This is a genomic window from Salinisphaera sp. G21_0 (genome assembly GCF_017744115.1).
In the GTDB taxonomy this organism is placed as follows: domain Bacteria; phylum Pseudomonadota; class Gammaproteobacteria; order Pseudomonadales; family Endozoicomonadaceae; genus Endozoicomonas.
This window is the reverse complement of the sequence record NZ_JAGHQW010000045.1, coordinates 1-12,573: the sequence shown is the minus strand read 5'-3', so window position 1 is coordinate 12,573 and position 12,573 is coordinate 1. Positions and strand designations below refer to the sequence as shown.

The 12,573-nt window shown below is 48.2% G+C and carries 15 protein-coding genes; 9 read left to right on the top strand and 6 right to left on the bottom strand.

Annotated features, from left to right (window positions below; translation table 11 throughout):
• Window positions 1–48 precede the first annotated feature (48 nt).
• The 6 genes from rplM (at window position 49) to J7439_RS18705 (ending at window position 4,936) form a co-directional block, all read left to right on the top strand.
• Window positions 49–477, top strand: coding sequence for a 50S ribosomal protein L13 (rplM, locus tag J7439_RS18730; protein WP_209203478.1), 429 nt, complete (start codon window positions 49–51; stop codon window positions 475–477).
• Window positions 478–489: 12 nt separating this feature from the next.
• Window positions 490–882, top strand: coding sequence for a 30S ribosomal protein S9 (gene rpsI / locus J7439_RS18725; RefSeq protein ID WP_101745147.1), 393 nt, complete (start codon window positions 490–492; stop codon window positions 880–882).
• A 729-nt stretch (window positions 883–1,611) separates the two neighbouring features.
• A complete protein-coding gene (gene petA / locus J7439_RS18720) occupies window positions 1,612–2,205 on the top strand; it encodes a ubiquinol-cytochrome c reductase iron-sulfur subunit (RefSeq protein ID WP_101745149.1) in 594 nt (197 codons plus the stop codon).
• Window positions 2,205–3,440: a cytochrome b gene (locus tag J7439_RS18715; protein WP_209203477.1), complete on the top strand. Its 1,236-nt coding sequence runs from the start codon at window positions 2,205–2,207 to the stop codon at window positions 3,438–3,440. Before petA ends, J7439_RS18715 begins: the two co-directional genes overlap by 1 nt.
• A gap of 20 nt (window positions 3,441–3,460) precedes the next feature.
• Window positions 3,461–4,210, top strand: coding sequence for a cytochrome c1 (locus J7439_RS18710; RefSeq protein WP_502950429.1), 750 nt, complete (start codon window positions 3,461–3,463; stop codon window positions 4,208–4,210).
• 177 nt (window positions 4,211–4,387) lie between these two features.
• Complete coding sequence (locus tag J7439_RS18705) at window positions 4,388–4,936, top strand: DUF2058 domain-containing protein (RefSeq protein WP_209203475.1); 549 nt, start codon at window positions 4,388–4,390, stop codon at window positions 4,934–4,936.
• 85 nt (window positions 4,937–5,021) lie between these two features.
• Here J7439_RS18705 and J7439_RS18700 read toward each other — a convergent pair whose 3' ends face one another.
• Window positions 5,022–5,399, bottom strand: coding sequence for a RidA family protein (locus J7439_RS18700; protein WP_209203474.1), 378 nt, complete (start codon window positions 5,397–5,399; stop codon window positions 5,022–5,024).
• A gap of 129 nt (window positions 5,400–5,528) precedes the next feature.
• Window positions 5,529–5,984, bottom strand: coding sequence for a M78 family metallopeptidase domain-containing protein (locus J7439_RS18695; RefSeq protein WP_209203473.1), 456 nt, complete (start codon window positions 5,982–5,984; stop codon window positions 5,529–5,531).
• Between the two features lie 177 nt (window positions 5,985–6,161).
• On the opposite strand from J7439_RS18695, the gene J7439_RS18690 reads away from it, so the two are divergent.
• Window positions 6,162–6,590: a secondary thiamine-phosphate synthase enzyme YjbQ gene (locus J7439_RS18690; protein ID WP_209203472.1), complete on the top strand. Its 429-nt coding sequence runs from the start codon at window positions 6,162–6,164 to the stop codon at window positions 6,588–6,590.
• A gap of 160 nt (window positions 6,591–6,750) precedes the next feature.
• Window positions 6,751–6,996, top strand: a complete 246-nt coding sequence (locus J7439_RS18685; protein ID WP_209203471.1) for a hypothetical protein — start codon at window positions 6,751–6,753, stop codon at window positions 6,994–6,996.
• A gap of 122 nt (window positions 6,997–7,118) precedes the next feature.
• On the opposite strand, the gene selD is transcribed toward J7439_RS18685, so the two are convergent.
• Window positions 7,119–8,153, bottom strand: coding sequence for a selenide, water dikinase SelD (gene selD, locus J7439_RS18680; RefSeq protein WP_209203470.1), 1,035 nt, complete (start codon window positions 8,151–8,153; stop codon window positions 7,119–7,121).
• Between the two features lie 285 nt (window positions 8,154–8,438).
• Here selD and J7439_RS18675 point away from each other — a divergent pair, with 285 nt between their 5' ends.
• The gene (locus J7439_RS18675) at window positions 8,439–8,924 is read left to right on the top strand and encodes a hypothetical protein (RefSeq protein WP_209203469.1); all 486 of its coding nucleotides are present in this window, start codon (window positions 8,439–8,441) and stop codon (window positions 8,922–8,924) included.
• A 63-nt stretch (window positions 8,925–8,987) separates the two neighbouring features.
• Here the strand turns inward: J7439_RS18675 and J7439_RS18670 are convergent, their stop codons facing one another.
• The 3 genes from J7439_RS18670 to J7439_RS18660 form a co-directional block, all read right to left on the bottom strand.
• Window positions 8,988–9,521 (bottom strand): DUF2878 domain-containing protein, encoded by a 534-nt coding sequence (locus J7439_RS18670; RefSeq protein WP_209203468.1) that lies wholly within the window; start codon window positions 9,519–9,521, stop codon window positions 8,988–8,990.
• A 2-nt stretch (window positions 9,522–9,523) separates the two neighbouring features.
• Window positions 9,524–9,721, bottom strand: a complete 198-nt coding sequence (locus tag J7439_RS18665) for a hypothetical protein (RefSeq protein ID WP_209203467.1) — start codon at window positions 9,719–9,721, stop codon at window positions 9,524–9,526.
• 578 nt (window positions 9,722–10,299) lie between these two features.
• Window positions 10,300–12,573, bottom strand: a 2,274-nt coding sequence (locus tag J7439_RS18660; protein ID WP_209203466.1) for a hypothetical protein, incomplete at its 5' end; no start/stop codon positions are given.

Genomic DNA, 12,573 nt, shown 5'->3' with positions numbered 1-12,573 from the left:
CCATGTAGGAACAGGTATCGCGTCAGCGATATCACAGAGGCGAATTTAATGAAAACTTTTAGTGCTAAGCCAGAAACCGTAAAACGTGACTGGTTCGTAGTTGATGCCGAAGGCAAAACGCTGGGTCGTCTGGCAACAGAAATCGCTCTGCGTCTGCGCGGCAAGCATAAGCCAGAGTTCACTCCTCATGTGGACACTGGCGACTACATCGTTGTAGTAAACGCCGAGAAAGTACGTGTTACCGGACGTAAGTCTACTGACAAGATGTACCACCGCCACACCGGTTACATCGGCGGCCTGAAGTCCATCAGCTTTGACAAGCTGATCGACCACAAGCCTGAGCTGGTAATCGAGACGGCTGTTAAGGGGATGCTGCCCAAGAATTCTCTGGGTCGTGCCATGTACAGCAAGCTGAAGGTTTATGCCGGAAGCGAGCATCCACATGCTGCTCAGCAGCCTCAGCAACTGGAAATTTAATCAGGGGTGGTTATGTCTGTAACTCAATACTACGGAACTGGACGTCGTAAGTCCTCAACCGCACGTGTTTTCCTGAGAGCTGGTTCTGGCAGTATCACTGTCAATGGCCGTTCCCTGGACGAATACTTCGGCCGTGAAACTGCTCGAATGGTAGTTCGTCAGCCTCTGGAACTGACTGAGCTGACTGAAAAGTTCGACATCAAGATCACTGTATCTGGTGGCGGCGGTTCTGGTCAGGCTGGTGCTATCCGTCATGGTATCACCCGCGCGCTGATGCAGTACGATGAGACTCTGCGCTCTCCTCTGCGTAAGGCTGGTTACGTTACCCGTGACGCTCGTGAAGTTGAGCGTAAGAAAGTGGGTCTGCGTAAAGCCCGTAAGCGTCCACAGTTCTCCAAGCGCTGATATTGTGCTCAGACAACCTGCCGGTTTTCCGGCTGGTTGCCTGGATTACTGGAAAACTTCCCTTTGTGCCTCTTTTGGGAGAGCGTATCGGGAAGTTTTTTTATGCCTGAAACTTTTATTAAAAAACCTGTGCCCTGTTTTGGGCATTTTTTTTATGCGTTAAAACCAGTATCATTACGCACTGCCGCTTATGTGGGTAAGTATAATGCGATGCGGCTTTATTGTTGGGGGTTGATTGCAGCAGTCAGGTTGTTATTTGGGGTACGGGTGGTTCTGCGAGAGAGCTTTTGAGTCTTTGTTCTTTTCAGGCTGCAACCCGGATATTTCATAAACTGCCCCGAATCTCGCGCCGGACTTTGTCGCTCTAAGGGATTTTGTGAGGGAGTGCCGTACCGAGTACGGTTGACTGAGCAAAACTCCCTCAGAGCGGCAAAGGACAAGCGAGAGCGGGAGCACGTTTATGAAATATCCGGGTTAACAAAAGCCCTGTTTCAGAAGTAAATCTGTTATCATCTCTGGTGTCCTTTGTTTGAACTTGTGACGAATGGACTGTGATAGGTGGTATCCTGCCAATAATAAAGTTCGGGGTTCAAAAACGGAAAGCCGGTTTACTGATCGATCGTACGTTTTACAGAGTTCCTCGCTGGAGGTTTGCGCAGACTCCAGTTATCACACCCATGAACAAAAAGAAGTCATTGGGCATTCAGCCCGGATGGGGAGAGTAGGTTAATGAGTGACAACGGCATAAACAAAGGCCGGCGCCGCTTTCTCGTGGCAGCGACTTCGGTGGTGGGGGCTGCCGGGGCTGTAGGGGTTGCAACGCCTTTTCTGAAGTCGTGGAACCCGAGTGCAAAAGCTAAGGCTGCCGGTGCACCTGTAAAAGTCAATTTAAGCAAGCTGGAACCCGGGCAACAGGTTGTCTACGAATGGCGGGGTAAACCAGTCTTTGTGCTGCGACGTACCAAAGATATGCTGAATGAACTGCCATCACAGGATGGGCGTTTGCGCGACCCGAAATCAGAAAGCTCAGAGCAGCCTGAGTATGCCACCAATCCGTACCGTTCACGGACGGAAGATGTTCTTGTTCTGGTCGGTTTGTGTACCCACCTCGGGTGTTCTCCAAAATATCTGCCGGAAGTCAAACCCATGGAGTTTGATGCCAACTGGAAGGGGGGGTATTTCTGCCCCTGTCATGGTTCGCGGTTCGATCTGGCCGGTCGGGTGTATAAAGGAGTTCCTGCCCCAACGAATCTGGTCGTGCCACCATACTCCTTTGAAGGCGATGATATTCTGATTATCGGTAAAGATGAGGAGAATGCGTGATGGGAAATAAAATAATGGCTTGGGTTGATGCCCGACTTCCCGTCACCCAGGCGTGGGAGAAGCATCTCAGCAAATATTATGCGCCCAAAAACTTCAACTTCTGGTATTTCTTTGGTTCTCTGGCCCTGCTGGTTCTGGTTAACCAGCTCCTGACGGGCATCTGGCTGACCATGAGTTATGTGCCCAGCGCCGAAGCCGCTTTTGCTTCTGTTGAGTACATCATGCGGGATGTGGAGTATGGCTGGTTGATCCGCTACATGCACTCTACCGGAGCATCCATGTTCTTTGTGGTTATTTACTGCCACATGTTTCGTGGTCTTCTCTATGGGTCCTACAAAGCCCCACGGGAGTTGATCTGGATCTTCGGGATGGCCATCTACCTGGCGCTGATGGGTGAGGCCTTTATGGGGTACCTGTTGCCCTGGGGGCAGATGTCCTACTGGGGAGCGCAGGTAATTATTTCCCTGTTTGGCGCTATTCCGGTGATTGGTCCGGATCTTCAGCAGTGGATTCGTGGAGACTTCCTGATTTCCGGTATTACCCTGAACCGCTTCTTTGCGCTGCATGTCATTGCGTTGCCGATCGTTATTCTTGGCCTGGTGGTTTTGCACATCCTGGCGCTGCATGAAGTGGGCTCAAACAATCCGGACGGTATAGATATCAAGAAGAACAAAGGACCCGATGGTGTGCCCCTGGATGGTATCGCTTTCCACCCCTACTACACCGTTAAGGATATTGTCGGTGTTGTGGTTTTCCTGTTTGTGTTCTGTGGCATTATTTTCTTCTTCCCGGAGATGGGCGGGTTCTTCCTTGAACATGCCAACTTTGAACCGGCCAACGGCCTGAAGACGCCCGAGCATATTGCACCAGTCTGGTATTTTGGCGCGTTCTACTCCATTCTCAGGGCGATTACCTTTGATATCGGACCAATCGACTCCAAGCTGGGTGGGGTTATCGCCATGGGTGGCGCGATTGCCATTCTCTTTGTTCTGCCCTGGCTGGATCGCAGTCCGGTCAGGTCATGGCGTTACAAGGGCATGATCAGCAGAACCAGCATTGTGGTTTTTGCCTTTGTCTTTATTTTGCTGACCTGGCTCGGAACGCAACCGGCCACTGAGACTTATACACTCATTGCCCAGATCTGTACGCTGATTTACTTTGCGTTCTTCCTGTTGATGCCTTTTTACACACGATGGGAGAAGACCAAACCTGTACCTGAGAGGGTGACCGGCTAATGAAAAGAATAATACTGACCATTAAGTTGTTTCTGGTTTCGGTGCTGTTTTCATCGTTGGCAGCAGCAGCCGGTGGGGGATACCCTCTTGATGAGGCCAATGTGGACCCTTCTGACAAAGCTTCGCTGCAGCGGGGGGCGAAGTATTACCAGAACTACTGCGCAGGTTGTCATGCGACCCAGTATCAGCGCTATGAACGGGTAGCGGATGACCTGGGCATACCCCATGACCTGATGATGGAACACCTGGTGTTCGATAAGTCTGCCAAGATCGGTGATCTGATGCATAACAGCATGGATCCGGACGAAGCGAAGGTCTGGTTTGGCGCTGCGCCTCCGGATCTGACACTCGTGTCCCGCGTCAAGGGTGGGCCTGACTGGCTATATACCTACCTCCGGACTTTCTACGAAGACCCAAGCCGTCCTTATGGGGTAAACAACAAGGTCTTCCCGGATGTTGGTATGCCCCATGTGCTTCTGGGGCTTCAGGGAGTACAGATCGACAATTGCGGTGATACCGACCCAACGGCCCGTGACCCGCTGACCGGAGACAAAATCTGTGGCCTGACGGTTGATCCGGAGCGTAAGGGGAGTATGACGCCCACCGAATACGATCAAATGGCCTATGATTTGACCAACTTCCTGGCTTACTCTGCGGAGCCAATGCAAGAACAGCGTAAGCAGCTGGGTATTTATGTATACCTGTTCCTGGCGCTGTTCTTTGTGTTTGCCTATCTGCTCAAACGGGAATTCTGGAAGGATGTCCACTAACCAATAGTCGCCGTTATTGGCTTTCTGAATCAACTAGCCCACAAAGGAAGGTTCTTCTTTGTGGGCTTTGTGCTTTTTATGGTTATCAAAAAGCAGACAATGGCGGGTTTCATCTCTGGCTGTCAGTAGAAGGGCTTGCTAAGATTCCAGTTTTTTGTATCCCCTTGGTATATAACGATGAGTAAATCACTGCGTGACCAGCTGATGAAAGCTGGCCTTGCGACAAAACAACAGGCATTACAGGCCAAGACCAGTAATAAGAAAAAGAAACAGCAGGCTGCCCGCTCTGGTGATATGACCGATCAGGAAAAGCGCCGTATTGAGCTGGAGAAAGAGAGACAGGCTCAGGCTGAGAAAGATCGTGAGCTGAATCGACAGCTTGAAGATGAACGTCAGCGTAAGGCGTTGGAGGCACAGGTTCGTCAACTGATTGAGACTAATGTATTGTCCCGTAATGGAGGCGAAGCAGAATATAAGTTTGTTTATGAAAACAAAATCAAGAAAATTTATGTGACTGATGAACAGTTAACCAGGTTGGAAAGGGGCTTGCTGGCCCTGGCGATACTGGGCGACGATTTTCTGGTCATTCCTGCGCCGGTGGCCAGTAAGATTGCAGAGCGAAAGCCAGAAGCGATTGCCATGCAGAATGATAAGTCTGGTGATTTGACCGAGGAAGAAGAAGACTGGTATGCGGATTATCAGATTCCGGATGACCTGATGTGGTAACGGGGGCTAACCCCCCGTTCAATTAATGTGTTCTCGAAATGTTACTTAATGAATGAGAACCATTGTTGGCTGCTCTGCCAACGGGTTAGTCAACCGTTGCCAGGGCTTCAATTTCTACCTTCACATCTTTTGGCAGACGGGCAACTTCAACCAGGCTGCGGGCAGGGAAAGGTACTTTGAAGTACTGCTTGTAGACTTCGTTAATATTGCTGAACTCATCCATATCGCGAACGAATACGGTGACTTTTTTCACCCGGTCCATGCCGCTGCCAGCCGCTTCCAATACCGCTTTCAGGTTTTTCAGGCACTGATGAGCCTGCTGTTTGGTGTCTTCAGAGACTTCTCCGGTTTCCGGATCGATTGGCAGCTGGCCCGATGTGAATACCAGGTTACCAAAGCGCATACCCTGAGAGTATGGGCCGATAGCCGGAGGAGCGTCAGGGGTTTCGATCACTTTGTCCATGATGATTAAGCTGCTTTGTTTAAGGGAAAGGAGCGAGATTTTAGAGATGTCACGTGTGTTTGTCATCGGTTCAAAATGAATTTTTGGGTTTATTTTTGACTTGTTTCCCAAAGATCATGACTGCTGTGTTTACGCTTCAGATGTCGTCTTTTGGCAGGAATGCTTTGTGTAGAACTTGATGGCGAGGGGGATGCTCAGTCGAAAAGCCTCGTCTTCAAAACTCCTCTCCATATAGTGTTTTTTGAATTCAGAAAGCTTAATCTGTTTATTTTCAAGTTGTCGTACATGCACTAATTCATGGGCAATGGTGATGCGGACTTCACTTGGCTCCAATCCCCTGGCAAGAGCCAGTTGGTAACTCCCGTTCTTCAGTGGGAGTGTATACCCGAGCATATTGGGCTCGGGCATCCTCATTTGCACATACTCAATACTAATGTCAGGATCAATGCCTAACTCTTCCATGTAAAAAGCCTGCATATCCAGAAACGTACAACCTGAAGGATTAAGTTCATCACTGTACATTGCTTTGATTGGCGGTGATGCAATGATCCACAGGAACACAGGAATGATCGGTATCGCCTTCACGTTAACCTTGTCTTATATTGCTAAACTGCCATGGGTAGATAACTCCGTTCATTCCGGATTATGAACACCACGTCAGATTTCAAAACTGGCACATTTTTATCGTAAAGTGGCATCATGAGTACGGATCCTTTGACGATTGACGGATTGTTATCGGCACCTTTGAGTGAGGGTTAAATTATGTGGTTCCAGAAACAGGTTCAGCTGCGTCCCTACCAGAGGGGTTTTCATCTGGTTACGGCCGAAATTATTGGTCAGTTATCGGAGCTGAAGAAGTATAAGACAGGGATTTGTCATATCTTTTTACAGCATACTTCTGCTTCACTGACACTCAATGAGAATGCCGACCCCAATGTCCGTCATGATATGGAAGCCTTCAGCAATCATTATATACCTGAAAATGAAGAGTATTTTCTCCATGTGATAGAAGGCAGTGATGATATGCCGGCCCACATTAAATCCAGCCTGTTTGGTGCCGATGTAATCATTCCAATCACAGACGGTTCGCTGGCTTTGGGTAATTGGCAGGGGATATGGCTGGGGGAACACAGAGACAGCGGCGGAAGTCGTAAGTTAATCATCACTTTACACGGTGAAAGTTATACGTAATGATAAAAAACAAGCATTAATAATGTATTTTTTATACAGGAGGGTGAGACCAAACTGGCATTTTAACAATGCTGGACTATAACTATAAAAATTGGACAAGAAGTCAATCTAAATATTTCGGAATGGACATTCCGAAAACCAGTACCTAGAGGACATAGCTATGGCACGGAAAAAGCCGACTAAAGCTGCTGCTGGTTTTGATGGCGCTGATATAGGGTTTCTGGGGAGCCGCGACGAACCTGCTGAAGAGAGGACCGTCGAGTCTCGTAAAAAACTCAGGGCAAGTCTGGATGCCCAGGTAGAAGAGTTTTTGAAGAAAGGAGGCCAGATTGAGGAGGTTCCATCGAACATTACCGCAGACCCACCGAAAAAGCCCTCCGGTGAATATGGTAACAGACCAATATAGTTTAACCGTTAAAGCCCGGCATTCGCCGGGTTTTTTTGCGCATATATTTTATACCAGAAGCGCACGCCAGCATGGATGCAAGGCTGCCCATGAAAAATGATCAGTAAGCGCTTCCAGAAGATTCAAACGACTTCTACCCAATTACCACCGTCGTAAGGCGATAGTTCTCCAATTGGTTCCAGTGACAATTCAAATCTTGCCACGACGTTATGGAAAGCTTCTTCTGCTGCCGGGTCTACCGCGACCAACAGTCCACCGCTGGTTTGGGGGTCACAGAGAATGTGTTTCTGTTGCTCGGTAATATTGGCGGCTTTGTGGCCATAGCTGGCATGGTTTCTTTCCGTTCCGCCGGGAATGCAGCCCTGCTGACGATAGGTTTCCACATGAGGAAGAAGTGGCAGCTTGTCGGTATACAGCGTGGCTTTTACCTTGCTGCCTTCACAAACCTCCAGAAGATGGCCAAGAAGACCAAAGCCAGTAACATCGGTGATGGCACTGATGCCATTCAGCAGAGACAGGTCGGCCCCCATGGTGTTCATTACGCACATGGAGTCACGGGCAATATGCCGGTGCTCCTCCTGCAACAGCTTTTTCTTTTGCGCGGTTGTGAGAATACCAACGCCAAGCGGCTTGGTCAGATAAAGCTTGTGACCGGCCTGAGCCTGATCATTTCTTTTCAGATGCTCAAGGGATACACGACCAGTGACGGCAAGTCCGAAGATGGGTTCAGGAGCGTCAATACTGTGGCCTCCAGCCAGAGGTATACCAGCATCGGCACAGGCCTGACGACCACCGTCTACTACCTGAGCTGCGACTTCCGGCGGTAGCTTATTAACGGGCCAGCCAAGAATGGCTATGGCCATCAAGGGCGTGCCACCCATGGCGTAAATATCGCTGATGGCATTGGTGGCAGCGATGCGACCAAAGTCAAATGGATCATCAACAATAGGCATAAAGAAATCAGTAGTGCTGATGATCCCTTCACCATTGCCAAGGTCAACAACGGCTGCATCATCCTTGCTGGCATTACCTACAACCAGGTTAGGAAACTCTGGGAGAGTAAGGTTGGTTTGCAAAATACCGTCAAGAATCTGTGGTGAAATTTTACATCCACATCCCGCACCATGACTGTATTCTGTGAGCTTCAGATCCTTCATTAATACTGCCTCTGAGCTAACTCTTAAAATGTGCATACTTTAGCACCGCGACCTCTTTCATTAAATGCCTTAAGGGGGAGAAGGTTGCACACATTTACCAGGCATCCGCAGAAAACAGAGGTTTCTAATGTCATTTCTATGTGATAAAAGGTAATTTTAGACGTTAGTGTTAAGTAGCTAACCGTATAAATCCCTGCATTTTGGATTACATATGGCTACTGCCTTGGACCAGGTTGATCCAAAGCGAAAGAAGAATAGTGATAATTGATGAGTCAGGAGAATCGGATGGGAGCACTAACTTTGCCTTGTTCTTCTATCGATGATTTGCTGCAGCAACAGTCGGCAGCGTTGCAGCAGTGGCTTTCCAGCGGTGGTCGCAAGATCGAAGGTCTGGTTGTTCGTAAATTTCCCGCCTGGCTGGAGCCTGACCAATTTATTAAAGCAGGCTCAGGTGCCCGGTTTGATACTGCGCGTTTTCGCCTGATGATGTGTAATAAATATGACATCTGGCGAGTTAATATAGATATGATCTTTCATACCAGGGCGCGGCTATTGGATGACGGCTCTACCGCCGGTCCCGGAATATTATTTAATGTACTGGATGATGAAGATCAGAGTGTTCTGATTGATTATTTTGAGGCACATGTTCCCGACCTGGCGGATTTAATAACGCCGGAGCATTGGTGTACATACTGGTTTAAGAAGCTGGCCAGGAGTCATCACATCAATCGGATTTTCGCTTATAAAGAGTTCGAAGCTGAGATTGATTGAGATTGACTTGTAGCTGAAAGCAGCTTTTTAATCACTGAAAAAGCTGCTGAGTAACATGGGACGTTATCCGCTTTTTGCTTTATTCAACCATGCCTGCGAAAAGGACTGAAGCATTGGGATAACAACTGCCCAGATAATGGCCAGGATCAACAGCGTCTGCCATAAAGGCTGGGCAAGGGTTACATCACTCATTTTTGACCCAGCCAAATAGCTTAATGGTCCCCCTAAGAAGCCCAGTATGGCTCCGTAGAGTTTGTGGGTTCGGGACCAGTCAAGGCTGTGCCGGAGAGTGGTGCCGAATATCAGCCACAGACAGGCCAGCCAGAGTGGTAAAATACGTCCAGCGTCATCCAGTTGAGAGTTAAACTTCAGGATGTCCAGATTTCCAAGAAAGCTATCGATAGCGCACCCCAGTAGCAAAGTAAGAGCCAGTATTTGTTTTTCCTTATGCCAGTTACCTATCCATAGCAGGTGGATAAAAAGGACTATTACGGCTGCAGCCAGGGCAATTTGATCCCCCCCAAGAACACAGGCAAACCAGCCAAGCTGGAAAAGCAGATAATTAGTAATCAGTTTTATTTTGTCGTTTGTCATCATTATTAGAACACCAGTGGGCGATAGGTGGGTTCCAGTTCTACGGTCAGGATATCCCGAATGGTTTCCAAAGCGAACTGAACTTTATTGTTACTATCACGGCTGCTGATACAAAGGCGTATGGCCTGGGAGACTGAGTAGCTGTCAACGGCGAACAGTTCTGACTCCTGGCAGGTCCGGGGTGGCCTAAGAGTTATTGGCATCACAATAACTGTAGTAACCCAAGAATCTATGGTTGGGTTGGCATCAAAATGATTATTCAGGTGAGCCTCCCAAATATATGAACTGCATTTTGCATAGATAATCCGAGTCTTGGTGCAGAAATGCCGTTGTTTTGGCTGCTGGGGATAGTAATTTCCCAGCCGGTTCGGAGTGCTCCACAAGTAATGCTCTAGAGGATCAAATAGTAATCAGTGTGTCCTTCTGGGACACAACCTTATGGCAATCAGTGCCGTAGACAAGTTCAGTCTACAATTGGTGTCACTTTCGTTCGTTACGATTATTCTTGTCCTTCAGGTTGGACCCTGAAGGTGGATCAATGCGAGAAAAAAACAGTAAATTCTCAACCTGCTACCGGCGTTAATTGATAAACTGTGTGAGGAAAAGAAGGAATCCTGAAGTGATATTTTCGCTTCAGGCTTCAACTATTATTGCGGAAGTAGCGGTAGTGGTTTGACTTTCTTCTTGATATTCGCTTCCGGCTTCCTCTTCAGGTAAGCGCCAATTTAACCTGCGTATGTTGCCATTTTAACCGTAAAATGCTTGTGTCATGACAACTGGTTTATCCTTGCAGGAACTCTTCAAGCCAGTCATGGTTGTTGTTGACCCGTTCTGACCCGGTCGCAAATAAATCAAAATCCGGCGACAATAAATCAGAATCCGATTCCCAAATGTCAATGTCAATTCCGTTCAGCCCAAAAGGGTCTTCTTTTCTGCATTCCAAAGCTGAATGCCAGGCGTTTTGTGTCTGTTGATCCACATCATAATGGTTGATCTTTTGGAGAACACTCATTAACTGCGGAAGTATCATCTCTTTCCGATAGGGTTCCAATAGTTCAAGTTCTCTATTCCCCAATATCGGAAAACGATCCAGCTCTTCCATTGCCGCTTCAAAGGTAAATTTCGGCCCTTGAAGGCTCCTGGTGGAATCCTGATCCCAAGGGAGTGTCGTGCTTGCAGGAGGTTGTTGCAGAGCGATTGCTGTTACTACGGGTGTTTTTGTTGCCTCAATCTGTACCAACTTTTCAGCCACTGCATTTTTAACGAGCTCAGGAACAACACCATCATTATCATTTCGGATAACCGGGCTGAGCGCCTTACATAAACTTGTGGTTAGCTGGCCGTTGCTGGCATAGTGTTCCAGAGATGACCAAACCACTGGCTTTAATGGTTTGTTGTATTTGATGATGTTGATAATCACAGAAGGTGGCAGCAGAAATGTTACTTTTTCACGCTTGGCTTTCCTGGTCTTTTTGGTTCTTGCTTTCATTTGGGCCAGTTTAGCCTCAAGCCTGATCGCATAGGGTTCCCGCTTGTCCTGAGGCTTTTCATACCATTGTTCTGTGAATTCAGTTGCCCTGAAAAATGCGGTCAACTGTTCAAGGGTCCAGTTATTTATAACAAAACCGGTGCCAGTGATGGTAAACTCTGGTTTTGGGAGTACAACCGGTTCACCATCGAGTGGCATGACAGTAAGCTTTTGATTCCTGAATTGATACTCTGTTTGTTTAAGCTCGAACAGTATGGCCGTGATAAAGTGCCACAGGCGTTCCCGGCCCAACATGACGTGATCACCATCAACAACCACGCCTCTTTCATCATCAGTTGACACCCGGTTTGAAAAACAGAGATCCGGTATATTCCCGTGTTCCGGTAGATAATGGTTTATCAGGAGCATTCCTTCCAACAACCGTTGCTGAGTCGCTAACTCCGGAACGGTTTCAGGTTTAGCCTGGTAGTCAAGACAGGCATCCATGAATTGCTGCATTTTCTGTGGCCTGAGTACCCAGTGCAGTCGGTACCACTGTGAGATTGCAGGCACAGTTCTGAATAGCTCGTCCATTCTGTCAGCGTATTTTGCGCGGTTATCTTCGGACTGTCGCCAGAGAATCTCCAGCATCATACGTTTAGATAGCGTGAATTCCCATCGTAGGCCAAGCTGTTGGCGCAGTGGCTGTAATGCATTCCACTGCGCCGGGGTTGGGGCTGGCTTCAGGTTTCTGCACAGTTCAAGGTATTCCTTCCTCTCAGGCTCAGGGAGCTGCGTTAGTGCAAATTTTGTTAAAGCCAGTGGTGCAGGAATGGATAATGCCTTAGTGAGTACTTCATTGCAGCGTGAATCTTCACGATGCTTTTCAATCCAGAACTGGATACCCGTTCCTCCATGGATAGCCAATATCGGCAGCAATGATTTCAGCGCAGCACGAACAGCCACTCTGTCATTTCGTGGACTTTTGTGGGCATTAAGATATTGTTGGAATTCGGCAATTGTCATGTTCCATTTTGCGGACGCAGAAGAGAAGTACAGAGCCAGTGCTTTCATTTGGCTTGATTTTAAAAGTTCATCTTCTTCATCACTGCTGTCGCCTCCAATGTCCGTAGAGTAACCTTGCTGTTTAAGACATTGGCGGAGTTTGTTCTCATTATCAGTCAGTTTTTCTCCTGAGGGTACTCCAAGGCCTGCAAATATGCGGCAGGAAAGTTTCAGAAGACTCTTCTTTTCATCCGAGGGTAGCCATTGAATAAAGGCTTGCACTTTCGTCTTTTCCGGTAAGCCTTTGCGATGACACATGGAGGAAATATTAGTGACCAGTGCCCGGTCGAGCGGTTTGCCCTTAACGTCCTCGTCTTTGCCCTCCTGCCAGCCCTCTTTCAGGCAGGGCAGGGTGAGGAAGGCCTTCACGTCCTGATCTTTCGGTAAGCCTTTGCCATTACACATGGAGGAAATATTGGTGACCAGTGCCCGGTCGAGCGGTTTGCCCTTAACGTCCTCGTCTTTGCCCTCCTGCCAGCCCTCTTTCAAGCAGGGCAGGGTCAGGAAGGCCTTCACGTCCTG